Here is a 23,082-nt window from a genome sequence, read left to right as displayed (position 1 = left end):
AGGTCGTATACTTTCCTGTGGCTTTTTCACGCCCAGCCATAGGAGAACGATATCTTCCTGTGGCTTTTTTATGCGATTTTTTAGTCTCTTACATTATTTTTTAAAGAAAGGAGCAACATTCGATGACTATTAGCGTATTGTTTTTAAGTATTACGATTCAAAGAAATACACTTTCCAAAGCTGAAATTCTTCATAATGAGCAAATTGCAAAAGCTATGAATGATGTTAAGGAGCGCCAAGTGCTTTATTGTGATCACCTGTAATTCCTTTTCGAAAGGAGGAATTCGTCTATGACTTTTCATATTTTCTTTTTTACGACAGCACTTCAGAAAAAAACGTTATCTGAAGCTGAAATCTTTCGTAAACAACAATTAAAACAAACTATGGATAAAATAACGGACATTAAAAGTTCGTATTATACACAAATGTACTAAAAATATTTTTTAAAGGGGTAATATCCTAATGAAATTCAAAGCTTTCTTTTTAACCATTACCATTCAAAAACGTAAACTTTCAAGAGATGAAATTTCTCGTGAACAACAAATTAAAAATATTATGGATGATGTAAAAGAGCGTCAGTCCTCTTATTACAATCGTCTTTACTAAATAAATTATAAAGGAGCGCTATCCTAATGAAATTTAAGGCTTTCTTTTTAACCATTACCATTCAAAAACGTAAACTTTCAAGAGATGAAATTTCTCGTGAACAACAAATTAAAAATATTATGGATGATGTGAAAGAGCGCCAGTCCTCTTATTACAATCGTCTTTACTAAATAAATTATAAAGGGGTAATATCCAATGAAATTCAGAGTATTATTTTTAACTATTACCATTCAAAAAAATAAACTGTCTGAGTCTGATATGCTTCATGACCGACAAATTGAGCAGGCTATGTACAACGTAAAAGAACGACAAAGTCATTATTGTAGTCACCTGTAATTCCTATTCGGAAGGAGGAATTCATGTATGAAGTTTCACCTTTTCTTTTTAACCATTACGATTCAAAAAGAAACTATATCTGCAAATGAAGTACAACAAGAGGTACAGTATAAAAAGATTATAGATGAAATTCGTGATCGTAGAAGCAAGTACTACACTCACCTATAATTGTTTGAACTTATATTAGAAATGAAAGGAGTCGATTATGATGTTAATGACGCGGTGTAAAGAAATGATTTGGATAGTTCAGAGGGATTCCACGTAGTTTAACAGGAATAATTTATACAAGTGTTGCAGTTAATTTGATGTGTGAAAAATATATAATAATACGTATTTCATACACTCTAAAAAACAAAAGATACACCACTATTAAGCGGTGTATCTTTCTCAACATATTCTATTTCCGTTTACTTCGTTTCGTCTTAAACAATCTCACTAAGTTCGAAACAACCGTTTTTGTTACCGCATAAGCTGGTACTGCTAAAATCATTCCGATAATTCCCGCGAAATTACCTACCCCTAAAATAAGGATGATAATTGTTAACGGATGGATATTTAATTTTGAACTCATAATACGCGGTGAAATGATGTTACTTTCAAACTGTTGTACGATTGTTACTATAATAATTACGTACAAAGCTTGCATCGGAGATACGAACAGACCTATAATGACAGCTGGTGCTGCTCCGATAAATGGACCTAAGTTCGGAATTATATTTGTAAATGCTGCGATAATTCCTAAAACGAAAGCATACGGTAAACCGATGATTAAATAACCAGTAAATGTAAAGGCACCAATAAACATACAAACGAGCGCTTGACCTTGAATATATGCAGATAATGTTTCGTTCGTTTCCTTTATGATACGAAGTCCTTCTTCACGGTAAGACTCTGGTAATACACTAACAGCTTTCCCTGGAAATGCATGTCCATCTTTAAACATATAAAATAAAATAAACGGTACTGTAAAGATAACTAACGCCACGTTCGTGATAATACCAAATAAAGCCGTTGCACTCGACGTAAGTGTGTTTGGTATTTCCTTTAAGTATTCAATTGCATTTTTCTCAATTGTCTCAATGGAAACGTAGTTTTGTGTAGATAGCCATTCAAATAATCTATGATGGGATAGATCTTGTATGTATACTTTTCCCTCTTTTATATAAGTCGGCATGTTTTTCACTAAATCCATTAGCTGTTGTGAGATGGTTGGAACAACTACTCCAATAGCAACTCCAGTTAATGTGATAATAAAAAGATACAGTAGTAAAATCGCTAAACCTCTAGGTACTTTTTTATTCTCCAAAAAGACTAACAATGGGTTAAATATGAAGTATAAAAATAACGCGATTAAAATTGGGAAAAATAATGTTGATATGAAGATACCAATCGGTTGAAATAGAAACGATATTTTTGTGCAAATAAATATAATTCCTACAACCATCAGCACTTCTAATGTCCAAAAGTGCACTTTCGATTTCAAAAAAACGTCCTCCTTTAAACTAGCACTTCTCTTCATTGTACCAAATTAAACTTAGATTTCACATAATATTTTCCTTTACAATATTCCAAAATCCCATTAAATACACTACAATGAGATTACAGACAAATTTGCAGGTAAAGGTGATAAATATGACACAATGCATCATTTGCAGAAAAGATACGAAAGAACTTAGTGAACAATATGTCATTCCAGAGATATTATGTGGATATTATTTCACAAACTCAATTTGTGATTCCTGTCATGAACATATGACAACAAATATTGACCGTCCTTTAATTAGGCATAAACTAAGTCAATTTAAGATTGAGCAAATGAAAAAACAAATCGACTCCCCTCTCTATACGAATGAACATGGTGAGGAGCTAGCAGCCGCTGAGACAGATGTAGTCGAAGTAAGTGATGAGATACTTTATTCCAATGCATTAATTATGAAACTATGTAAAAAGCACGATATTTCATTACATAATGAAATTTGGAAAGAAGAGCGCGTAACAAAAGTAGCTAGTTCTATTCAACGTGAATTGCTTTTAGATAACCGTAAATATAAAATGAGTGTATTAAAAATGGCTTATACTTTTGCTGTACAAACAATTGATGGCTACTTTGAAGATCCAGATGCGATTGATATTTCTACCATTCTATTAAATGCCGATTTCATGGAATTAAAGGAAAAGAGTATCGTTCGTGACTTAAGCAAAAGTTCTTTATGGAATACATTAAATACAACGAGTGAAAACCATTACTTTATTTTACTTAGTGATAAAGACGGTCTGTTCTGCTTCATTCGCCTATTTGATATTTTTGATGTTGTTGTTCATTTATCAGAAAAAAGATACAATCTTCCATCACCAATTGTCGGCGTAAATAATGTAGACAAAAAAGGATTTTTTGTGGAAAGTTTAAAACAGTATATGGATGGGCTATTTAAAGAAACTACACGTTCTATTTAATTCACATCAGAACATACGGTCTCCTTTCTTCATGAAAAGACACTGTGTTATAATGAGTGTGAAAAGAACAATACAATCACATAAAACAATTAACAACTGTATATAAATAAAAAAGACTAGTGTGCGGCTACACACTAGTCCACGTAACTTAGCAGATTGGATTGTTCATTTATCCTATTTGTTTCGTACAAACATAACAACCCACATTCTATAGGCATAGGTGGGTTGTTATTTTTTGAGCTTGTCAATTAAGACGACAATAAACGTTAACAATGCAATGAGAAACAGTCCACCTTGCAACAGCAACGCAATTTCACTCACGTATTATCACCCCCCTCCTATTCGGAGAAGTGATAATTGAACAACCAACCGTACCATAAGTTACCTTTTAATTTTATCATATTTTTTAATTGTTTACGACGAAAACCCGCAAGCTATTAAGTTGCGAGTTTTTATTTTTCACTATTTTTACTCCTATTTCAACTTCTCCATAACCGCATCATAAAATTTCCGTTCATCGTCTACATTTAAGTGAACACAACTTACTGTTTTAGAAAATCCATATAACAACTGCGCTTTAATTGGCTCCTTTAACGTTATTTCAAAAGTTGCAGGTTCCTTTATAAATTCCATAACAGTTGCATCAAGAACCGCTTTCTCTTCTTCTTTCGCTAAAGATTCGCCTTTATAAAACACAATGTTATCAATTTGTATAAATGGTATAACGATTTTCTTTCCTAATCCAATTTGAATGATCACTTTTTCTTCCGCAACGATAATTGGATTTTTACGCATCGCTTGGATTTCAGCTAAAAAATAAAACATCACATATATGTTTAAGATGAGTAATATCCAAGCTATTACTGGATTCCATTGATGAAGTAAATAATGAAAACCGATACTTTCAATTATTATTGCATGAATAATCATGATATAAACACCTATTGCACCGGTCTTTTTATGATATGAGTATGTGGATTCACTTTCTAATACTTTTACACGCCACGATAAAAAAGCATAATAGAGTAATTTACACTCTGTTAGAATGATATTTACTGCCTTACTTCTCTTCATATTAGCATCAAATGCTGCATCAATCGCATAAGAAAATGAAGAATACTCACTTCTATATTCTTTATATCGTTTTATTATTTTAGGAAGTACTCTTATAATTTTATATATAAGAAACAGTTCAAAACATACGAACATAATTTCTCCAGCAACTATTACATACGAAACAAATGAAAAAGCTTGTAAATAATTACTAGGAATTATAAATCTTGCGAATACGTATCCAGCTATAACTACAGGAAACATATACGTTAACAAATATCTTTTCCGTATAATAAAGAAATATGTGATAACCGGAATTACAAACATAAAATCTAATAATGAACCGAGGACTACTTCTTTCGGGGCAGCTGGTACTATTGGAAGGGCATACAATAAATAGTTTGATAACATAATTAAAGATACGAGTCCAATCCAAATACCTTTTTTCCTTCGTGAAATTGATGGGTTCATTCCTTCTCTCCTCTATTTAAAGACCTCATTTAAATTATCTTTATAAAATGAGATAGCACGTTCAAATTCTTTTACCTCATCTACTTTTACGACCGTTTCAAGCAATAATTTCATCGCTTCTTCATGTTCGTTTACGTTATATTTTGCTAATGATAAAAACACTTTCATTACATCATTTTCCGGGAACTTCTTTATCCCTGCTTCTAATACAGTAATCGCTTTATCATATTCCCCTATACAACGATACGTACTGCCAAGACCGATATACGCACCGCGAAGGGATTCACCATCAAGTCCGTTCGCAATTGCCTGCTCATAATAAGGAACCGCCTCCGTTTCAAGACCCATGGCATCATGTATCCAAGCGCATTGATATAGCACTTCTGCATCCCTCGTAAAGTTTGTTAATCCTATAAGTATCTCTCTAGACTGCGCATATTTTTTTTCATTTCTAAGTTTAATAGCTTGCTTTAATAAATGTTCCATACAATCCACTCCTCACAAAATGTTCATTATGCATATATCATGTATTACACATTTACGGGCAGCTAATGGCCTATTCTATTGGTTCAATTTAATAATCAGTGAGGGATACGTTCCCCCACTAATTTAATATTAACTCCATTATATACTATGCGACTACGGCTCTTTCTAAAAGCTTAAATTTCCATAGCAGTAATACGATTGCATAAATGCTCTAACATATTGACTATTTCTTTTGCAGTTTCATCTTTCCCATTACATAACTTCACATTACCATCTTGTCCAATGACGTGATGCACAGCGCCGCGAGAATATAAAGAATGCGGTGAGTTCGCTACCATTACACTCGCTTTTGCATCTTCCATCCTTTTGCTTGCTCTTTCAATAAGTTCTGCTTCATTTACGTCACTTTCAAGTTTAAAGCCAACGAGTATCGTTTCTGGATCCCAATTCTTTATTTGTTTTAATACTTTTGGCGCTTTTTGAAAATGAATAATCGGTGCGATATCACTTGAAATCTTTCCGTTCATATTAAGAACAGTTCCATCTTGATCACAAATTTTTTCAACAACCCAATCTGAGCCAGCAGCAGCCATAATAACTGCATCTACTTTTTCATGTGTAATAATACTTTTCATCTTATCTTGTAAATCAATAATCCCCTCAAATGGGTGCAATTCTAATTGGTTATTTACACCCATTGGCTTCTCAGCAAAATAGCCATGCAAATATATAACATGTGCTCCTTTTGCCATAAGCTCTTCCGCCATAATTCTTCCAATCGTACCTTTTGCTAAATTTGTATGTCCGCGTACTTGATCCCATTTTTCTAGGCAGCCGCCGCTCGTAATTAATACTTTTTTCCCCTGCATAATAACCATCCCTTACTGATTTTTCGCACGAAACCACTCTGTTCCAAAGTCAACTGCATCACGCTGCCTCATAAAACGGCACGTCGCATTCCCTATCTTCCCACGCGTAACTGCTCCTTTAAGCTCATATTCAACTCCGATTTCTACAAACGTGTCAGAATCGTAATCCATTTCAACGAATTCTTTCCATACTCTTACACCTTCTTCTATAATAGGCGCTCCTACCTTTATTAACTCGCGTGCACCTGTACGTACCTCAGATAAATGTATGGATGTATTGGAGTCATAACCGACACCAAGTAATAATATGTATCCATCTAAATCGTATATTTTTCGTAATGGCGATTCTTCACCAAAACTTATGGAAAGTGAATGATTCGCTGTAATTTCTTCTGCGTATTTCCCCCATGCTGCAAAACTACTGAGCGGATGATTACTTCGTAATACATTCGGATATGTACGAAAACATTCAACTACTTTTCCCATTGCCCTTGTTGGTGTTATACGCGGGTCAAATGCTGGGACGTTATCCCGGATAATTTGCCACCATTCTTCTGGTACAGGTGGTCTTGACCAATGTTTTGGATCGGATAAATCCGAAGATTGCGTCGGCATAATTATCGTTCCTTCTTCTGTAACAACTTTCATTAACGCTTCTACTACGGCAACTGCCCCACCAGATATCCAACCGATCGAACTTAATGAAGAATGTACAATAACTGTCATTCCCTTTTCTATCCCTAATGCTTTTAAATCATTTGTAATTGTTTCGATTGTATTTGGAAATTGTGTATTCGCCACTATGTCATTCATTTTCACGATTGTTCCCCCATTTTGCTTTAAACTAGTACATGAATATATTATCATATTTTTCTTAATTTTTAACATAATCGTATAGATTACTATACACCTATCGTTCTTATCATATCGGAAACAGTTAAATTATGGTATATTAATTTGAAATAAATATAGAAAGGTGAACACGATGAAAAAAATGATATTATCCCTTTTCCTATTAGGAATGATTAATTTAAGTGGTTGTACTTTTTCTAATAATGAATATGAAGATTTTTGGGTGTTAGAAAAGTCTAGATATAACGAAGGTGGATATGGTCCTTCACACTTATACGAAAAAGCACAAGAAGATCCAACTATGATTCATTACTCAAATGATAGCATTAGTGAAGGAAAGAAGATGGTATATTCAGCATTTGGAGCAAAGTATAAAAACGATAAAATTACAGTAAAAGAAGTTAAAGACGAAAAAGATACATCCGTTATCGTCTTACATATTGAAAAAAACAAGGGAAAAGATAAAAACCCTGTTTTGTATATCGGTGTGCCTAAACTTAGAGATTCTATTAAAATTGTAGATGAAGATTGTAAGAAAATTTTTGAAATGAAACAAAATGAAAGCGTTACATCACAGCAATGAAAAACTTTCACTCTAGCAATCTTAATTTAAACTTTATACTCATATGAAAGAGCGCATTACAAATGATGCGCTCTTTGTTAATTACCTTTTAATTCAACTGTTGCTATCCTTCAATCGTAACTCCAGTAAACATTGATAAATTCCCTGTTATTCTTTCACCTACTCGTAAAAACAGTCCAGCAGCCCTTCCGCTAATACAATGAGAACCGATAAGTAGTTTACCAGTATACGGTCCATCCCACGTATCAATTGTATAGTCAGGCATGTCTACATATTGCTGATATATTTTTCGTTGTTCAAAATAATACTCTGTTTGATCTTCAGCTAATAGTTCATCATTTTCATAGATAGATACTCCGCCGCCTTCGCGGCCAAATAATGGTTTTGAAACATAAGATTCTTTTCTTTCTAAAAATCGTTTATTTGTAAAATACGTTGGAAGGAAATATTTCTTAATGATCTCTCGTTCTTCTTTGTCAAAGAAAACTTCATCTTCATAAAGTTGCCAAATCAATGCGAGCATACCTTTATTTTGCATAACAAAAGCAGCTGGTGGGTTAATAATTTGCACCCTTCCTTGTGCGATATGATCTAAAAATTGCAGACCAATTCTTTTACCATTTTTATCAGTATCTACAACTAAATATTCAATTGGATATAAACGATATAAGTATTTAATTTTATCGCCTGCCGGAGTGTATATTCCATCATCTGCAACAACGATATCTTGTATTCCTACATAATCGGTTTGTTGTTGTAAGCAATAACTTCTTAAAAACTGAACTGTTTGATGATCTTCATCATGCCAATCGTAGCTTGTAAAATAAATCGTTTCGTCAGGACTTATTTTGTAATCATGTTTAATTTGTTCCCAAGCTTGAACGATGTGTTCTTCAATATGATTCGGATGATTCACATCGTGATAACGGCACAATACTTCATTGGCGACAGATGGTTCTAAATAACCTGTCGGAGTATCGCAATTTACTTCAATTAATTTAATATCATCATGATTTACGATGAAATCAAGCCTTGTAAAATATGAAAATAAGCCAGTATGTTTCATTCTTGCAATTTCCCACGTCTCTGGTGAAAAACCAAGTTTTTGAAATTGTGCTGGTGTATTTGTAATGTATTGATATGTTTTATATAACACATACATAATTTCTTCTGTTGCTTTAGAAATTGCAGTATATGTACGTACTGGCATCCGGTACATACCAGTTGCCATATATTGATTCCATTCTTCATTCTCTAAAAGACTTGGCCACGTAAATCCATTTCTACTAGCCTCTTCTGCAAGAGAAAACCATACTTTCATATAAGCTTCCTGTTCTTGTTCTGTATACATTTCTCCATTATCCTTTCAAATTAGGATCCAGCTGGTGCTTTTGCGTTTCCAATTCCATTTGAACCAGAATTCACTTTCGGTGTTTGCGTAGTAGATGATTTTGACGTATTTGAATCTGGTGCCACTTTAGTTGAACTGCTCGGCTGTTGCTTATTCAAATCCACTTTCTTTGAAGAATCATTATTGCTACTAGTGCCACCGTAATACCCACCACCACCGCTGCCACCACTTCTTCGCTCATCCTTTTCACGGTATGGGATAATATTATTTGTATATGGCTTCTTTGTAAGATTTGGTTTCGCAGTACTATACATATTCGACGTCTTACTTGCTAATAAATATCCAGCAACGAACGGAAGTATTGGCAGATGGGAGCTCTCATTATTAAATGAAGCAGGTGAATTATTATCTCTACATAATTCTTCTTTTTCTATATTTTCTGTCGTTGGCGCTTTATCATCACAATTTAATGTTTCTTGTTCGCTTTCTTGCTTCATACCATCTGTTTTTACCGCACTACTTTCTTTTTGTGCGTTCTCTTCATCATTATCAGCACATCCTGTTAATAAAAAAGATGACACTCCTATTGAAGCTGCAATTTTCACAAATTTGCTTTTATCCATTCTCATGTGTTATACACCTAATTTCTATTTATCTATATTTTTCCAATTACCTTTATTATATACTGTATATATCATTTTTTTCAAACTAAACTAAATATGTAAAATTACATATTTCGCATACTTTTAAACTGTTCATTCCCGAGATAGCAATGAAATCTTTCCACCCCCGGATATTTTTCTCCCAGACTTTTAATCTTAAACCTACACTTTTTATAAAATTCGACTGCCTCTTCGTCTGTCTCTGCCTCTATATACATTAACTCATACTTCCTAATTATTTCTCTTATCATTTGAAGTGCAATTCCTTGATGACGATATATTTCAGCAACAGCTATGTGACACATTTTCGCTCTATTTGTATCAATTAATGCAATACCTATGCAACCCATATTCCCATATTTATATAGCACTGCATGATTATTTTCATACAGTGACACCGCTTTAATTAAGCTTACTTCACTCGGACCGGTCGCATGCTTTAATACTCCCTTAATTGGATCTATTTCTAAATGCTCAACACGTTGTAACATCATACTTCCATATCCTTTCTTATGAAAAAAGACTAGCTCTTTATTAAAAAAGAGCTAATCTTTTTACGCGGTTATTTTTTCCTCTTTTTTTACAACTACAGCTACATAACTATGAAGTATCATTCCGACAATTACAAGGCTCATTCCAATCCAAGATAATGAAGACGGAATTAGAGCAGATAGCCAGATGAGCTCTCCTACTAGCGCAAATAAAACTTCACCAGACTGTGTCGCCTCGACTGTTGCTAATTTTTGCGGATCATCTTTTACAAGATCTGTCGCAAAGAAAAATAATACTGTCGCAATTAAACCTGAGCTAACCGCTACAATAAAACATTGGAAAACTTGGCTACTTGACGGTAATCCACCTGTAGATACTTCGTAACCAGATAGTATAAACCAAAATGGTAAACTTGCTAATGTCATACCGAGAACTCGTTGGAATACATCTAATTCGCCCTTACATACTTGCATCATTTTTCTATTTCCAAGTGGATATGCAAACGCAGCAATGAGGACAGGAACTACACATAAAACGGTTTCACGAATTCCTAATGAAGAAGCATGTTCTACTTGCATAAGTACAACACCGAATAAAATAATGCCCGACATAACTAATTCCTTCATAGGAAGTTTCTTATGCAATGGGTCTACCGCAAAAAATGGTGTTAACAAAATCCCTGCGACGATCGTAATTTGCCATGTTGATGCTACAAGCCAACCTGGTCCGAACGCACCTGCAAAGCTAAGTGGTGCATAAAAAAGACCAAATCCAACAATACTCCATAACAACCATTCTTTCGGATTTTTTTTCATGTATTGAAAGAGTTGTTTTAAGTTCCCTCTATACATGACAATTAGTAATAGCATGGGAACCATAAAGTAATACCGTAATGATGCACTCCAAATCCAACTTCCACCTTCTAAGTCCATCGATCGGTTTAACACAAAGGTAAAGGCAAAGAAAAACGATGCCAATATCCCTATTGCAATAGCTTTCATCTTAAAACCCCTTATATAGTTTCTCCTTTTACTATATAACAAAATGAATATAATTAATATTCAAAAATCTAATTATGGATGTAGTCTTTAAAGAAACAACACCATATTTTCATCATCACTATACACACCATTCACCTTTATAGCTCTTTTTTCAATTCCATAAGTTTTAAAGCCCATTGATCCATACAATTTTTTTGCTGGTTCGTTTGTGGATACAACTCCTAAGGTTAATTGCTCTAGTTTTATTACTCGCGCTCTTTGAATGGCATTTGCTATTAACTCATGTGCCAATCCGTTCCGCCTGTTTTGTGCATCTACATACATCGCAACGATATGACCTTTATGCTTATATGCCTCTTTCTCTTCCATTAGTAAAGTGACAACTCCAATTAATTGATTTTCTTCATTAAAAGCACCAAATGTACAACTACTATTAGATGATAAATTACTAGCAACTCGCTCAAGAGGATTCTCCTGGCTCACCGCTTCTTCATAAGTTGTTATAAATGCCTCTGGATTTACTTGCAATGCTTGTAAACGTAACTCCCAATATTTTTCCGCATCCTCTTTTGTAAGTAATCGAATCATCTTTCTCTATCCCCTTTAGGTTTACATAATATTTTTACAAACTACTAATTATAGATTGATATTCTTCTCTTAACATACTATAACGATAGCGATGAATGAACTTACCTTGACGTAATCGATCATTTCTCATTAGTCCTTCGCAAACAAATCCAGCGTTTTCATAACTCTTTCTAGCTTGTAAATTATCTTCGTCTACTCGTAGCCAAATTTTTTCTAATTCGAATTCAGAAAAGCCAATTTGTAACATACTGTATAGAGCTGCCATTCCATACCCTTTACCCCAATATTCTTTATTTCCAATTGCAATTCCTAGTTCAGCATTTTTATTCGTTTTATCAAAGTTTTTTAGGTCTATCCATCCAATGTGTAGACCTTCCTTTGTAACGATAGCTCGTTGTTCATAACCATTCTCTCGACTTATGCATGCTTCAATCCACCTTCTCGTATCTTCACGAGTGAACGGTGGATATTGATCTGGTACAACTAAATGCTTTGTTACTTCCGTATCTAATGACCATTGATATCGATCTTCTACATTGTCTAGTGTCAATTCTCTTAATTGAACGAATGGTATATTCACTTTGCTATCCCCTTCTCATTTCCCTATAGAAAATCCTTCGAACATTCTTCCTCCATACTGATCTAGCGTTTTTTCTACAAAAGTAATTAATTCATTTTTCTCCTCTGTTTTATAAAAATGATCAAAAGCCGCTACAAAATGTTCTGCATATTGCTCGTCATACCTTCTTAACACTCTAATAAACCATTTTGAATTTCCAAGCCACTGACCATTTACCCTTAAAACATATTCATGTACTAAATCGGCTAATAAATTCGCGATGAACAATTCTTCTTCTCTCTTTGCTGCACCAATGAAGTCATCCAAAGTATCCGTAATAAAATAGCGTTTCTGCTTCATCGTTTCTTCTGTCCATTTTTCTGGTCCTTTATTTAATAAATCATTCGCTTCTCTTTTGAGTATCTTTACAATTTCATCATTTCCTTTTAAAACAATTCCTTCTGAAACTAATTGAGGTAATGAAGGTCGCCCGCGCTCACAATCACTTTTGAAAAAGGTTTTATACGTTTCAAAGTTATGTACAAATACTTCAACAGGCCAGCCATTACTATAGAAAGATTCTCTATAACAAGATGACAAACTTTGGTCAAATATTACAATATCAAGGTCAGATGTTTTCGTAGCCTCTCCTCTAGCAACACTTCCCCCTAGTAAAGCAACATCACAATTCGAAAATTGTGATGCAATAATACTTCGTGCTGCTTCAATTGGTTTCATAGCCTTTCTCCTTCGCTTATTTTACTTTCTTCTTTTCAGCTCTTTCTCGTGTCTTTTTAATATAGGATTCTGCATCTGGTGTTTTACATGACGTCGCACCATGATCAACTTCTACTTTTCCAATTTCGCGTGCAATTTCAATTGCTTGTTGTTCTAAAGCTTCATTTCGAACCCCTATCGCAATTAAAGCCCTATTCATCGCTTCTCTTTTTCGATTTTTTTCATTATGTATATGAACTTTAATCTCTTCTAAATACGGTAAAAAAAAGTCATCGTCTAACGTTTTATTTTTTATTGCGATATTCGCTAATAATGACCAACCAGCTCTTCCAATCCATTCATCATCAGACTTCGTCCATTCTTCCATTCTTTCTATCGCGATTGGCGACGTACATATAGCTGTCATAAGAACGTCCATTAAACAATAATAATCAACATCCTGAACCCATCTATTTAGCTGTTCTGACGTTAGTTTCTTCGGATCTAAAACCATCGTTGCTAAAGTCATTGCGTCCATATTTTTTGTTTCCCATAATGAGATTGCTAAATCATGATCTTTTTTTATCTTCTTTTTCACCAATTTTAAATTTGCAAAACTAACTCCAAATAACGGCTCTTTCGCCCCATGATTTTTAAAGGTTTTACGGTTTTGTTCTGTTCCATATTCTTCTAGTTGCTGCATTACTTTTTCAAGTAACATAGGTCCACCTCTTTTATATATTTTGTTGACTTCACATATGTATGTACGATATATTCTACATTACTTTTTCAAGTAACATAGGTCCACCTCTTTTATATATTTTGTTGACTTCACATATGTATGTACGATATATTCTACATTACTTTTTGGTTTTCCTATATTTATTTTTTAAGTACGGTATGTGAAATTTTTAATGATGCATTTTAAAACAACAAATATCCTCTTCCTTATTTTTCACACGGTTGTTCATTCACACTCTGTATACAATACTCCACTAGCGCATTCAACGGGTTTATTATGTTCCTTCCTATTATATTTTCTACCCTTGTAGCAGCGTCTACCATAGATAATTGTGCAACTGAAAGCATTTCGTTTCCATCTTTCATAATTTCATATAAATACTTTTCTAACTTAGCATCATGCTCTTCTTTACGACCTTTCATAATTAACTCAAATATCCCTTCTATCACTTCTACTTTTACATGTATGGATTTATTATTCTGCCGAGCGTATTGTTTTAAACGTTCCATCGTCCCTGAAACCGTGCGATTATTTGTAAAAAGTATTGTTTGTGGCTCTTCAACATGACAAATCATTTCAAAAAATGGCTCATCAATTTTCAATATAGGTATGTCTATTTTGAAATCCTCATCTAATAGCGTAATATAATCTGTACAAGTTAATAAAAGTGTATCTACATCACTTTCAGCTATATACTTTATATTATCTTTTAATTTATTTCGTGCTTTTTCTTTTTCAAATTCTCGTTCTATTTTTAGTCTGTGTGATAAGATGGGATCTACAAAATGAAGTATTTCGATTCCAAAAGATTGCAACGCTCGGTCAATGTATTCAATATTTGAATGATGAGCATGTAAACAAGCTAGTTTTTTCATACTTATCCTCCCTTTCTAAAACAAAAAACATGAATGAACCATTTTACATACAGTTCCATTCATTTAATTCTTGTTTCATTTTTTCAAACCTGCAAAACAGTGAAATCTTGCATACTTTTTTACAAACTTCTTTGCGCTTGTAAAAAAGTTTTTTTGCATTTCCCCCTCTAAAATTGCTAATATAGTAGAGTAGAACTTTTATAGAGAGTAGGAAAATTATGCACAATGGAATTCGGATGACAACTTTAGTGAAAAGGGCTCTGTTGATCTGCGCTGGGGTATTATTTACATACGAAGCTGCTTACGGATCAACACATATCGCTCTAGCAAGTACAGAGGATGAAGCAAAATCTGTTCAACTTGTAAGTGAAATTCAAACATCCCTTGCTCCGAAAGAAGCTCCAAAGCACTATAACGGGCAGGTTAGAAAAGTTGCTTACTTAACATTTGATGATGGTCCTGGAAAATACACAGCTGAGCTTTTAGATATGTTAAAAAGTGAAAATGCAAAAGCAACATTCTTCCTAATTGGTTCAAACGTGAAAGCTTTCCCTGATCTTGTAAAACGTGAAAATGCTGAAGGCCACTATGTTGGGATGCACAGTATGACTCATAACTACAAGAAGCTTTACACAGAAGGTCATTACGTTGATGAAATGAAAGAAGACCAAGGCTTAATCGCTGGTGTTCTAGGAAAATCACCAGTATTAACACGCCCTGCTTACGGCTCAATGCCAGGATTAAATGAAGCCCTTCGCAACAAAGTTGTAGAAAATGGTTTAAAAGTTTGGGATTGGACAATTGATTCATTAGACTGGAAATACAACAAAATGCCAGTTGACGCTGCTTCAGCTAAAATCGTAGAAAACGTTCTACATGGTGCTACAAATCCAACAGAAGTTATCCTTATGCACGATATTCATCCACAATCAGTTAAAGCAGTACCTGGTATAATTAAAGGATTGAAAGAAAAAGGATATGAATTAGAAGCCTATAATGAGAACGAACACTTCCCATTAAACTTCTGGCATGATAATCGGATGTAATAAAAAGACTTGATTCCCTCTTGTAGGTTATCAAGTCTTTTTTATCGTTTTGGGAATTTCCTTTGTTGCTCTTCAATAGAACGAATAATATTCTCCTTATCATCTTGAGTTATACCGATAGAAAATTCGTACTCCTCTTCCTTACACCATGTGGGGTTAAGTTCCAGCGATAAGCGAATAACAATGTTAAACTCCCCTGATTTTTCCCCCATAAATTCAAACGCTAAATTTGGTTCTATGAAATCTAGTTCGTTATATGTAGGGTTTGGTAAAGATTCAAACCATTTTATCATGTACTGTAAATCGGAAGTTTGTAAAAAAGGATCCATCGTTTCAAAAACTTTATTTTCTTCTGACAGTCTCGCTTTTACTCTTAACCAATTTCTATCACACTCGTCTTTTGCATCTGTATATTGATAATTTACAACCTCTAAATGTAATGATACTTTTTCATTTTTAAAATTCATGCATAGCCTCCTTCTATCTCTGGATCTTTTGTTTTATAAATTTTTATTAATCCCGATCCTTAAAATCATTACCCTTTATACATAAAATAAATTTGATTTGCAATATAATCTGAACTAAAGTGAAGTCCATTCCTTATCCACCACATGATAATACCTACCAATGAAGCTGTTTTAATATCAACTGCAACATAATCATCTGGCAAATCCTTTTTCGTATTCTCTCTTCTCGTTTCTATTAATTGCTTTAAAAATACAAATAATTGCTCCTCAAATTGATTCATTTTAAATAATATAAATAAATAATTTCGGTGGATATATAAATAATCAAGTAATTGTGTTAGCTTTTGTTTTTCTGATAAATCTTTTGCATGTATCAAATCAACAATTTTATTAGAAAGCTCATTTAAAATCTCATTCGTGATTTGGTCTAGTAAATCTTGAATATCTTGATAATGTAAGTAAAATGTTGTTCGATTTAATCCTGCCGTTGTCGCTACTTTCTGAACCGTTAAGCTTGAAATACTAGGATTCTCACATAAGAGAGAAAAAACAGCATTTTTAAACATTTCTCTTGAACGTACTGTACGAGGATCTTCTTTTTTAGGTGTAGACATTTTTAAACCCCTTTATAGATTTTCTTTAACTTTATCGACATCATATACCATCTATGTCGAGTAGTGAACATTTTCAAAAAAACTGTTCATGGTCAAAGAAAATATATTTTGTTACCATTAATTTTATCGACACATTGTCGATAAATCAAGGCAACAATGAAGGAGTTTACCAATGCAAAAGGAAATATCAGAAAGAAATAAAAAAATTATATTAGTTGTGCTCATAGCCGGCTGTTTTTTATCAACATTAAATCAGACGCTATTAAATGTGGCAATGAGTAATTTAATGGAGGTATTTGATGTTACCGCTGCAACAGTGCAATGGCTATCAACAGGTTTTATGCTTATAAATGGTGTTCTCGTGCCAATTACTGCATTTTTAATGAAGCGCTTTACAACAAGGCAGCTGTTTATTAGCGCGATGCTCTCCTTGTTTATTGGGACTGTTCTCTGTGCATGTGCTATGAATTTTGGCATTTTGTTAACAGGAAGAATGATTCAAGCCGTAGGGGCAGGAATTATTATGCCGCTAATGATGACTGTTATTTTATATTTGTACCCTAGTGAAAAGCGTGGAAGTATTATGGGAACCATCGGTTTCGCCATAATTTTTGCGCCAGCCATCGCTCCAACATTATCTGGCTTTATTATTGAATATGTATCATGGAGATGGTTATTTATTGGATTAGCTCCATTTGTATTAATCGTTATTATTCTCGCGCTAAAATATTTAATGAATATTGCTAAGACAACAAAAGCAAAATTAGACATCGTAAGTGTCATTTTATCAACGATTGGCTTTGGTTGTATTATATTCGGATTTAGTAGTGCGGGAAGCAAAGGATGGGATCATCCAGTTGTTATTACTACAATTATCATTGGAATAATCGTTACAACTCTATTCTGTTTACGTCAAATAAAGTCTAGCGATCCACTATTAAATTTATCCGTATTTAAGTATAAAATTTTCACTCTTACATCAGTCATTAACGTACTCATTACGATGATTATGTATGCTGATTTAATTCTTTTACCGATTTACTTGCAAAATGGGCGAGGTTTCACTGCTTTTGAATCAGGTTTACTTCTATTACCTGGTGCTGTAATTAATGCCTTCTTATCACCTATCACAGGCAAACTGTTTGATAAATACGGGGCAAAACCACTCTTTATTACAGGCTTAATATGTATCATTATATCGATGTGGGGTGTACTTGATTTGACCGAATCCACCACTTATATGTATTTAATGGTTCGCACCATTATTCTACGCATTGGACTAAGTTTCATTTCGATGCCTTTAAATACAGCAGGTTTAAACGCTTTACCAAGAGAACTGGGTTCACATGGTTCTGCAGTGAATAATACCGTACGTCAATTAGCAGGTGCTATTGGAACAGCAGTCATCATCACTGTGTATACAATTCAATCCACTTCACATACTTCACAGTTATCTAGTGAGAACGGAAGCATATCAGCTATGCAAGTAACGAAATTAGCTTCTATCTTCAGCTCAAGTGATGCCTACGTATTTATGTTAGTCTTATCTTTTGTAGCTTTGATTATCGCATGTTTTATGCCTAAAAAAGTAGCACTCCAAAAATCCGAAAGTAAATATTAAAACAAAAAATCCTACTCGTTTTCTATACGAGTAGGATTTTTTGTTATTTATTTTGTTTCTCCGTCTTCAGTCGTCTTCACCTTCGTTTTATTGTTATCACGATTGTTATAGTTATACTTAGAAGGTTCTACCGGTGTAAATCCTTCTGGTGTGTAGAATCGTAATAAGTCACCGTTAACAACTTGGTCGGAGTATTTTAGTGATTTTTGAACCATTTGTTCATTTTGTTTTATTTCATCTGTAAATTCTACTGGTTTCCCAGTCGCTGTATCATAGTATTTGCCGTTAAGTGCTGTAACTGTTGGGCTTACGTAGTTACCGTTACGGAACGGAACGACTTGTTTATGCTCTGGTGATAATAAATCTGATCCGAATTGGACATAATTTTTCGTATCTGTACCTAGTAAGTGTAATAACGTTGGAAGAACGTCAATTTCTCCGCCGTATTGATGTTGTACGCCGCCTTCCATTCCAGGTACGCGAATGATTAATGGTACACGTTGTAATTGAGCATTTTCAAATGAGTTCATTTCTTTACCCATTATTTGAGACATTGCTGCACTATGATTATCTGAAATACCGTAATGGTCACCGTACATAACGATAATTGAGTTATCGTATAAACCAGATTGTTTCAAGTAATCCATGAATCCTTTTACAGATTCATCTAAATAGCGTGCTGTTTGGAAGTACGTATCTACTGATGAATCACCTGTTTTAGCTGGTTCAATCGTTGCCTCCGCTTTATCAATCGGATAAGGGAAATGGTTCGATAACGTAATGAACTTCGAATAGAACGGTTGCTTCAACGTTTGTAATAATGGAATTGATTCATTAAAGAACGGTTTATCTTTTAAGCCATAGTTTACTACATCTTTTTCGTTCATATCATAGTATGAAGCATCAAAGAATTTATTAAAACCAAATGATTTATAAATTTCATCACGGTTCCAGAACGTTTTGTAGTTACCGTGGAACACTGCTGATGTATATCCTTGTTGACCTAAAATAGCTGGTGCTGATTGATACGTGTTATGAGCTTTATTTGTAAAAACAGATCCTTGCGGTAATCCAAACATTGAATTCTCTAACATGAACTCCGCATCAGATGTTTTACCCTGTCCTGTTTGATGGAAGAAGTTATCAAAGTATAACGTATTCGCATCTTTTGTAAATGAGTTTAAGAATGGTGTAACCTCTTGACCATTTAGCTTGTAGTTTAGTAAAAAGTTTTGGAATGACTCTAAATGAATATAAATTACGTTCATTCCTTTTCCTTTACCAAAATACTCAGGATTTGGACTTGCATAAGTTGATGTAAGATAGTTTCTAACTTCTGTCATATTATCGCCATCAGCTAATGCTCGTTCTGTTGAAGCTTTCGCACTTTGAATACCATCATAAATCGTAAAGTTGTACGCCCCTAAATATTTCACGATATAATTGCGGTCAAATGTTCTTGTTAACAATTCAGGACGGTCAGATTCTGCCAGACCTAAGTTAACGCTAAAGAATAAAATACCTGCTACAAATACTAGAGATAATTTATGCTTCGCAACACGGATTGGTTTAGGATTTACAAATTTCGTTGCGACTAAAACAATTAAAATGATTGTATCTAAGAAATATAGTGGATCATATAAGTGTAGCAATGCAAAAATACTACCACCTAAATCTCCAAAGTTATTCGATTGTGTTAATGTCGGGAACGTAATAAAATCACTGAAAAAGCGATAATATACTACGTTTGCGTATAAAAGTATAGACATTAGCAAATTAATAATAATTAACCAAATGTAAGCTCGTTTCCCTTTTGCGAATAATGCGAGCCCTAAAAATAGAACTGCTGAGCTTAACGGGTTGAAAAACAGTAAGAACTTTTGGATTGTGTTCGATATCCCTAAATTAAATTCTGTCACATATGCTGCATATGTTTTTAACCAAAGTAAAATAACGGCAAATACGAAAAATCCAAAATGATTACTTAATACTCGTTTACTCTTTAATAAAAATTGTTGCATCTCTCCACCTCTTTTGATCATCCAAGGCTTATTTTGTATAAGTCTGTCTCTCTATTTGATTTTTCTTCTTCAGATAGATTTTATTTGTTTAACTATATGAAGAATATTAGTAATTATAATTTGTAGCTTTTATTTATTCAACTATTTCTTTTTAAACATTTTGACCTTGGTTTCTATTTAACAAAATACATTTGTAACATTTCCTGTTTTCTCCCAAGGCTCATCCACTAATTATGACTCCACAAACTATAATCCTTTATTTCCTCATTTGCAAACTAATCTATCTCCAATTTTGGTACATTCATGTAAACTACCCAATTTCATAAAATAAAAAGTGTAGTTTGGGCAATTTGCTCAAACTACACTTTTTCGACTACTGTTTATCATCCTTTGTAGCTATTCCCTCTTCTTTTAAACAATTCTTTAAGTCCCATGAACATTAACGTTCCAACCATGTTCAGAGCCATCATGACACCCCTTTAAAGCTTTTTCAACATCATATTTTGTCCAATCTTCTTCATGAGCAACGATTATATTTTGTGAAAATATCATTTCAAATCCTTGTTGTTTCTCTTTTATTTCAACTGTAATTTTGTCTGATAATTCACTAAACTGCGGCGTTTTTAATGTAAATACTAATTTTTTTAGGACGATTCATTTCGATATATTCCCCAATTGCTCCATAATCTTTTCCGCCACGATGATCAACAAGAAGTATTTTCCGTTACTTTATTTGTTCCTTCCAACGTAAAAAATCATTTCTCCATCAGTTTTGGGTTTATCCATGCTTCAAATCTTTTTCAAGTGCAACATCAAAATCCTTCACCATCATTAATATTATTCTTGAATAATTATTCATCTTAGTACCATCCTATATTTAAATCAAAAAATAGTATTTCTTTTCAACAAAACCCCCGCTCTCATAAAGAAAGCGAGGGTTTTCATTATTTTATTATTGACCTTTGTACATTGCATCAACTTGTTTTTGAAGTTCTTCATTTTCTAAGAACTCATCATACGTTGCTACCTTATCAACTACACCGTTTGGCGTTACTTCGATAATACGGTTTGCAATTGTTTGTACGAACTGATGGTCATGAGAAGTGAATAGTAATGTTCCTTTAAATGTGATTAAACCGTTGTTTAATGCTGTAATAGACTCAAGGTCTAAATGGTTCGTTGGATCATCTAATGTTAATACGTTTGCACCGCTTAACATCATTTTAGATAACATACAACGAACTTTTTCTCCTCCAGATAAAACAGAAACGTTTTTCTTTACTTCTTCACCAGAGAATAGCATACGGCCTAAGAAACCACGTAAGAAACTTTCTGATTCATCTTGTGGAGAGAACTGACGTAACCAATCAATTAAAGTGTAATCACTGTTCTCGAAGTACTCAGAGTTATCTCTTGGGAAATGAGCTTGAGATGTTGTTACACCCCATTTGAATGAACCGCTATCTGGCTCCATTTCACCCATAAGAATTTTAAATAACGTTGTCATTGCAATATCGTTACGGCCGATAAATGCAACTTTATCACCTTTATTTAAAGTGAAGTTCACATTATCTAATACTTTTTCGCCATCAATCGTTTTCGAAATACCTTCAACTGTTAATAGGTCATTTCCTACTTCACGTTCTGGTGTGAAACCAACGAACGGATAACGACGTGATGACGGTCTAATATCATCTAATGTAATTTTATCTAATAATTTTTTACGAGAAGTTGCTTGCTTCGCTTTAGATGCGTTTGAGCTAAAGCGCGCAATAAAGTTTTGTAACTCTTTTACTTTCTCTTCTTTTTTCTTGTTAGAATCTTGCGTTAGTTTTAATGCTAATTGGCTTGATTCATACCAGAAGTCATAGTTACCAACGTACAATTGAATTTTACCGAAATCAAGATCAGCCATGTGCGTACATACTTTATTTAAGAAGTGACGGTCATGGGATACAACGATAACTGTATTATCAAAGTTCATTAAGAAGTTTTCTAACCATTGAATCGCTTTTAAGTCCAAATGGTTGGTAGGCTCATCTAGTAATAGAATGTCAGGTTGACCGAATAAAGCTTGAGCAAGTAATACTTTTACTTTCTCTGCCCCTGTTAATTCAGACATCTTTTTATCATGAATATCTTCGCCGATACCTAATCCTTTTAGAAGGATTGCAGCTTCTGACTCAGCTTCCCAACCGTTTAGCTCAGCGAACTCACCTTCAAGTTCTGCAGCACGCATGCCATCTTCATCACTAAAGTCTTCTTTCATGTAAATTGCATTTTTCTCTTGCATTACTTTATAAAGACGTGTGTGACCCATCATTACTGTTTCTAGTGCAGGGAACTCTTCATATTCGAAGTGATTCTGTTTTAATACTGCTAGACGCTCACCTGGCGTAATATGTATGTCACCTGTTGATTGGTCAATTTCTCCAGATAAAATCTTTAGAAATGTTGATTTACCAGCACCGTTTGCTCCAATTAAACCGTAGCAATTACCTGGCGTGAATTTTATGTTAACATCTTCAAACAATTTGCGATCTGCGAAACGCAAACTAACGTTACTTACTGTAATCATTTGTGTCCTCCTACTAATACCGCTTATTTCAGCGTTTT

29 protein-coding genes and 1 pseudogene are annotated in these 23,082 nt (G+C 33.8%); 10 read left to right on the top strand and 20 right to left on the bottom strand.

What is annotated here, in order from left to right:
* Positions 1-122: 122 nt before the first annotated feature.
* The 6 genes from ACFVQC_RS19665 to ACFVQC_RS19640 are packed head-to-tail and all read left to right on the top strand — an operon-like array spanning position 123 to position 1,110.
* Positions 123-263: a YrzI family small protein gene (locus ACFVQC_RS19665; RefSeq protein ID WP_002110421.1), complete on the top strand. Its 141-nt coding sequence runs from the start codon at positions 123-125 to the stop codon at positions 261-263.
* Between the two features lie 27 nt (positions 264-290).
* Positions 291-434: a YrzI family small protein gene (locus ACFVQC_RS19660; protein WP_000142704.1), complete on the top strand. Its 144-nt coding sequence runs from the start codon at positions 291-293 to the stop codon at positions 432-434.
* A 28-nt stretch (positions 435-462) separates the two neighbouring features.
* On the top strand, positions 463-606 hold the full coding sequence (locus ACFVQC_RS19655) for a YrzI family small protein (RefSeq protein WP_002120145.1): 144 nt from the start codon (positions 463-465) through the stop codon (positions 604-606).
* Positions 607-632: 26 nt separating this feature from the next.
* A complete protein-coding gene (locus ACFVQC_RS19650) occupies positions 633-776 on the top strand; it encodes a YrzI family small protein (RefSeq protein ID WP_002120145.1) in 144 nt (47 codons plus the stop codon).
* A 25-nt stretch (positions 777-801) separates the two neighbouring features.
* Entirely contained in the window at positions 802-942 is a 141-nt protein-coding gene (locus ACFVQC_RS19645) for a YrzI family small protein (RefSeq protein ID WP_000672237.1), read from the top strand.
* Positions 943-969: 27 nt separating this feature from the next.
* The gene (locus ACFVQC_RS19640) at positions 970-1,110 is read left to right on the top strand and encodes a YrzI family small protein (RefSeq protein WP_002110425.1); all 141 of its coding nucleotides are present in this window, start codon (positions 970-972) and stop codon (positions 1,108-1,110) included.
* 229 nt (positions 1,111-1,339) lie between these two features.
* Here the strand turns inward: ACFVQC_RS19640 and ACFVQC_RS19635 are convergent, their stop codons facing one another.
* Positions 1,340-2,425 (bottom strand): AI-2E family transporter, encoded by a 1,086-nt coding sequence (locus ACFVQC_RS19635; RefSeq protein ID WP_000837889.1) that lies wholly within the window; start codon positions 2,423-2,425, stop codon positions 1,340-1,342.
* Between the two features lie 149 nt (positions 2,426-2,574).
* Here ACFVQC_RS19635 and ACFVQC_RS19630 point away from each other — a divergent pair, with 149 nt between their 5' ends.
* Positions 2,575-3,396, top strand: a complete 822-nt coding sequence (locus ACFVQC_RS19630) for an HNH endonuclease (protein WP_377892902.1) — start codon at positions 2,575-2,577, stop codon at positions 3,394-3,396.
* Positions 3,397-3,624: 228 nt separating this feature from the next.
* On the opposite strand, the gene ACFVQC_RS19625 is transcribed toward ACFVQC_RS19630, so the two are convergent.
* From ACFVQC_RS19625 to ACFVQC_RS19605, 5 genes are all read right to left on the bottom strand, one after another.
* Positions 3,625-3,717, bottom strand: a complete 93-nt coding sequence (locus ACFVQC_RS19625; protein WP_001289318.1) for a putative holin-like toxin — start codon at positions 3,715-3,717, stop codon at positions 3,625-3,627.
* Between the two features lie 153 nt (positions 3,718-3,870).
* Complete coding sequence (locus tag ACFVQC_RS19620; protein ID WP_377898984.1) at positions 3,871-4,920, bottom strand: hypothetical protein; 1,050 nt, start codon at positions 4,918-4,920, stop codon at positions 3,871-3,873.
* A gap of 12 nt (positions 4,921-4,932) precedes the next feature.
* Positions 4,933-5,406 (bottom strand): tetratricopeptide repeat protein, encoded by a 474-nt coding sequence (locus ACFVQC_RS19615; protein ID WP_002147204.1) that lies wholly within the window; start codon positions 5,404-5,406, stop codon positions 4,933-4,935.
* A gap of 173 nt (positions 5,407-5,579) precedes the next feature.
* A complete protein-coding gene (locus ACFVQC_RS19610) occupies positions 5,580-6,275 on the bottom strand; it encodes a phosphopantothenoylcysteine decarboxylase domain-containing protein (protein WP_215578808.1) in 696 nt (231 codons plus the stop codon).
* A gap of 12 nt (positions 6,276-6,287) precedes the next feature.
* Complete coding sequence (locus ACFVQC_RS19605; protein WP_377892969.1) at positions 6,288-7,088, bottom strand: AAC(3) family N-acetyltransferase; 801 nt, start codon at positions 7,086-7,088, stop codon at positions 6,288-6,290.
* 172 nt (positions 7,089-7,260) lie between these two features.
* On the opposite strand from ACFVQC_RS19605, the gene ACFVQC_RS19600 reads away from it, so the two are divergent.
* Entirely contained in the window at positions 7,261-7,710 is a 450-nt protein-coding gene (locus tag ACFVQC_RS19600; protein WP_377898983.1) for a hypothetical protein, read from the top strand.
* A 103-nt stretch (positions 7,711-7,813) separates the two neighbouring features.
* Here ACFVQC_RS19600 and ACFVQC_RS19595 read toward each other — a convergent pair whose 3' ends face one another.
* From ACFVQC_RS19595 to ACFVQC_RS19555, 9 genes are all read right to left on the bottom strand, one after another.
* Positions 7,814-9,061 carry a glutathionylspermidine synthase family protein gene (locus ACFVQC_RS19595; protein ID WP_377892910.1) on the bottom strand — a complete coding sequence of 416 codons (1,248 nt, stop codon included), beginning with the start codon at positions 9,059-9,061 and terminating at the stop codon, positions 7,814-7,816.
* Between the two features lie 20 nt (positions 9,062-9,081).
* The gene (locus tag ACFVQC_RS19590; RefSeq protein WP_377892912.1) at positions 9,082-9,690 is read right to left on the bottom strand and encodes a hypothetical protein; all 609 of its coding nucleotides are present in this window, start codon (positions 9,688-9,690) and stop codon (positions 9,082-9,084) included.
* 98 nt (positions 9,691-9,788) lie between these two features.
* Positions 9,789-10,214 (bottom strand): GNAT family N-acetyltransferase, encoded by a 426-nt coding sequence (locus ACFVQC_RS19585; RefSeq protein WP_377892971.1) that lies wholly within the window; start codon positions 10,212-10,214, stop codon positions 9,789-9,791.
* Between the two features lie 63 nt (positions 10,215-10,277).
* Positions 10,278-11,216 (bottom strand): DMT family transporter, encoded by a 939-nt coding sequence (locus tag ACFVQC_RS19580; protein WP_377892914.1) that lies wholly within the window; start codon positions 11,214-11,216, stop codon positions 10,278-10,280.
* Positions 11,217-11,303: 87 nt separating this feature from the next.
* Positions 11,304-11,804: a GNAT family N-acetyltransferase gene (locus tag ACFVQC_RS19575; protein ID WP_016095653.1), complete on the bottom strand. Its 501-nt coding sequence runs from the start codon at positions 11,802-11,804 to the stop codon at positions 11,304-11,306.
* A 34-nt stretch (positions 11,805-11,838) separates the two neighbouring features.
* The gene (locus tag ACFVQC_RS19570) at positions 11,839-12,384 is read right to left on the bottom strand and encodes a GNAT family N-acetyltransferase (protein ID WP_377892916.1); all 546 of its coding nucleotides are present in this window, start codon (positions 12,382-12,384) and stop codon (positions 11,839-11,841) included.
* Between the two features lie 15 nt (positions 12,385-12,399).
* Positions 12,400-13,101 (bottom strand): nucleotidyltransferase domain-containing protein, encoded by a 702-nt coding sequence (locus tag ACFVQC_RS19565; protein WP_377892918.1) that lies wholly within the window; start codon positions 13,099-13,101, stop codon positions 12,400-12,402.
* 16 nt (positions 13,102-13,117) lie between these two features.
* Entirely contained in the window at positions 13,118-13,801 is a 684-nt protein-coding gene (locus ACFVQC_RS19560) for a DNA alkylation repair protein (RefSeq protein ID WP_377898982.1), read from the bottom strand.
* Between the two features lie 227 nt (positions 13,802-14,028).
* Complete coding sequence (locus tag ACFVQC_RS19555) at positions 14,029-14,697, bottom strand: hypothetical protein (protein WP_377898981.1); 669 nt, start codon at positions 14,695-14,697, stop codon at positions 14,029-14,031.
* 218 nt (positions 14,698-14,915) lie between these two features.
* Between ACFVQC_RS19555 and ACFVQC_RS19550 the strand changes: the two genes are divergently transcribed.
* Positions 14,916-15,743: a peptidoglycan-N-acetylglucosamine deacetylase gene (locus ACFVQC_RS19550; RefSeq protein ID WP_377898980.1), complete on the top strand. Its 828-nt coding sequence runs from the start codon at positions 14,916-14,918 to the stop codon at positions 15,741-15,743.
* A 41-nt stretch (positions 15,744-15,784) separates the two neighbouring features.
* Here the strand turns inward: ACFVQC_RS19550 and ACFVQC_RS19545 are convergent, their stop codons facing one another.
* Together ACFVQC_RS19545 and ACFVQC_RS19540 are read right to left on the bottom strand one after the other, a co-directional pair.
* Positions 15,785-16,210 carry a WapI family immunity protein gene (locus ACFVQC_RS19545; RefSeq protein WP_377898979.1) on the bottom strand — a complete coding sequence of 142 codons (426 nt, stop codon included), beginning with the start codon at positions 16,208-16,210 and terminating at the stop codon, positions 15,785-15,787.
* Between the two features lie 68 nt (positions 16,211-16,278).
* Positions 16,279-16,824, bottom strand: a complete 546-nt coding sequence (locus ACFVQC_RS19540; protein ID WP_377898978.1) for a TetR/AcrR family transcriptional regulator — start codon at positions 16,822-16,824, stop codon at positions 16,279-16,281.
* Between the two features lie 172 nt (positions 16,825-16,996).
* On the opposite strand from ACFVQC_RS19540, the gene ACFVQC_RS19535 reads away from it, so the two are divergent.
* Positions 16,997-18,445, top strand: coding sequence for a DHA2 family efflux MFS transporter permease subunit (locus tag ACFVQC_RS19535; RefSeq protein ID WP_377898977.1), 1,449 nt, complete (start codon positions 16,997-16,999; stop codon positions 18,443-18,445).
* A gap of 47 nt (positions 18,446-18,492) precedes the next feature.
* Here the strand turns inward: ACFVQC_RS19535 and ltaS are convergent, their stop codons facing one another.
* The 3 genes and pseudogenes from ltaS to ACFVQC_RS19520 form a co-directional block, all read right to left on the bottom strand.
* Positions 18,493-20,466, bottom strand: a complete 1,974-nt coding sequence (ltaS, locus tag ACFVQC_RS19530; protein ID WP_088078761.1) for a lipoteichoic acid synthase — start codon at positions 20,464-20,466, stop codon at positions 18,493-18,495.
* 607 nt (positions 20,467-21,073) lie between these two features.
* A pseudogene (locus ACFVQC_RS19525) lies at positions 21,074-21,212 on the bottom strand (ATPase).
* Positions 21,213-21,418: 206 nt separating this feature from the next.
* Positions 21,419-23,044 carry an ABC-F family ATP-binding cassette domain-containing protein gene (locus tag ACFVQC_RS19520; protein ID WP_002013447.1) on the bottom strand — a complete coding sequence of 542 codons (1,626 nt, stop codon included), beginning with the start codon at positions 23,042-23,044 and terminating at the stop codon, positions 21,419-21,421.
* Positions 23,045-23,082: the final 38 nt, after the last annotated feature.

The organism is Bacillus sp. NPDC057893 (assembly GCF_042796455.1).
In the GTDB taxonomy this organism is placed as follows: domain Bacteria; phylum Bacillota; class Bacilli; order Bacillales; family Bacillaceae_G; genus Bacillus_A.
Note: the sequence above shows the minus strand (reverse complement) of the source record. Positions and strands in the feature narration are given on the sequence as shown.

Bases quoted from the DNA above. Each gene is read 5' to 3' on its own strand.
- ACFVQC_RS19665 (WP_002110421.1), top strand. From the start codon at position 123: ATGACTATTAGCGTATTGTTTTTAAGTATTACGATTCAAAGAAATACA.
- ACFVQC_RS19660 (WP_000142704.1), top strand. From the start codon at position 291: ATGACTTTTCATATTTTCTTTTTTACGACAGCACTTCAGAAAAAAACG.
- ACFVQC_RS19655 (WP_002120145.1), top strand. From the start codon at position 463: ATGAAATTCAAAGCTTTCTTTTTAACCATTACCATTCAAAAACGTAAA.
- ACFVQC_RS19650 (WP_002120145.1), top strand. From the start codon at position 633: ATGAAATTTAAGGCTTTCTTTTTAACCATTACCATTCAAAAACGTAAA.
- ACFVQC_RS19645 (WP_000672237.1), top strand. From the start codon at position 802: ATGAAATTCAGAGTATTATTTTTAACTATTACCATTCAAAAAAATAAA.
- ACFVQC_RS19640 (WP_002110425.1), top strand. From the start codon at position 970: ATGAAGTTTCACCTTTTCTTTTTAACCATTACGATTCAAAAAGAAACT.
- ACFVQC_RS19630 (WP_377892902.1), top strand. From the start codon at position 2,575: ATGACACAATGCATCATTTGCAGAAAAGATACGAAAGAACTTAGTGAA.
- ACFVQC_RS19620 (WP_377898984.1), bottom strand. From the start codon at position 4,920: ATGAACCCATCAATTTCACGAAGGAAAAAAGGTATTTGGATTGGACTC.
- ACFVQC_RS19615 (WP_002147204.1), bottom strand. From the start codon at position 5,406: ATGGAACATTTATTAAAGCAAGCTATTAAACTTAGAAATGAAAAAAAA.
- ACFVQC_RS19610 (WP_215578808.1), bottom strand. From the start codon at position 6,275: ATGCAGGGGAAAAAAGTATTAATTACGAGCGGCGGCTGCCTAGAAAAA.
- ACFVQC_RS19605 (WP_377892969.1), bottom strand. From the start codon at position 7,088: ATGAATGACATAGTGGCGAATACACAATTTCCAAATACAATCGAAACA.
- ACFVQC_RS19600 (WP_377898983.1), top strand. From the start codon at position 7,261: ATGAAAAAAATGATATTATCCCTTTTCCTATTAGGAATGATTAATTTA.
- ACFVQC_RS19595 (WP_377892910.1), bottom strand. From the start codon at position 9,061: ATGTATACAGAACAAGAACAGGAAGCTTATATGAAAGTATGGTTTTCT.
- ACFVQC_RS19590 (WP_377892912.1), bottom strand. From the start codon at position 9,690: ATGAGAATGGATAAAAGCAAATTTGTGAAAATTGCAGCTTCAATAGGA.
- ACFVQC_RS19585 (WP_377892971.1), bottom strand. From the start codon at position 10,214: ATGTTACAACGTGTTGAGCATTTAGAAATAGATCCAATTAAGGGAGTA.
- ACFVQC_RS19580 (WP_377892914.1), bottom strand. From the start codon at position 11,216: ATGAAAGCTATTGCAATAGGGATATTGGCATCGTTTTTCTTTGCCTTT.
- ACFVQC_RS19575 (WP_016095653.1), bottom strand. From the start codon at position 11,804: ATGATTCGATTACTTACAAAAGAGGATGCGGAAAAATATTGGGAGTTA.
- ACFVQC_RS19565 (WP_377892918.1), bottom strand. From the start codon at position 13,101: ATGAAACCAATTGAAGCAGCACGAAGTATTATTGCATCACAATTTTCG.
- ACFVQC_RS19560 (WP_377898982.1), bottom strand. From the start codon at position 13,801: ATGTTACTTGAAAAAGTAATGCAGCAACTAGAAGAATATGGAACAGAA.
- ACFVQC_RS19555 (WP_377898981.1), bottom strand. From the start codon at position 14,697: ATGAAAAAACTAGCTTGTTTACATGCTCATCATTCAAATATTGAATAC.
- ACFVQC_RS19550 (WP_377898980.1), top strand. From the start codon at position 14,916: ATGCACAATGGAATTCGGATGACAACTTTAGTGAAAAGGGCTCTGTTG.
- ACFVQC_RS19545 (WP_377898979.1), bottom strand. From the start codon at position 16,210: ATGAATTTTAAAAATGAAAAAGTATCATTACATTTAGAGGTTGTAAAT.
- ACFVQC_RS19540 (WP_377898978.1), bottom strand. From the start codon at position 16,824: ATGTCTACACCTAAAAAAGAAGATCCTCGTACAGTACGTTCAAGAGAA.
- ACFVQC_RS19535 (WP_377898977.1), top strand. From the start codon at position 16,997: ATGCAAAAGGAAATATCAGAAAGAAATAAAAAAATTATATTAGTTGTG.
- ltaS (WP_088078761.1), bottom strand. From the start codon at position 20,466: ATGCAACAATTTTTATTAAAGAGTAAACGAGTATTAAGTAATCATTTT.
- ACFVQC_RS19520 (WP_002013447.1), bottom strand. From the start codon at position 23,044: ATGATTACAGTAAGTAACGTTAGTTTGCGTTTCGCAGATCGCAAATTG.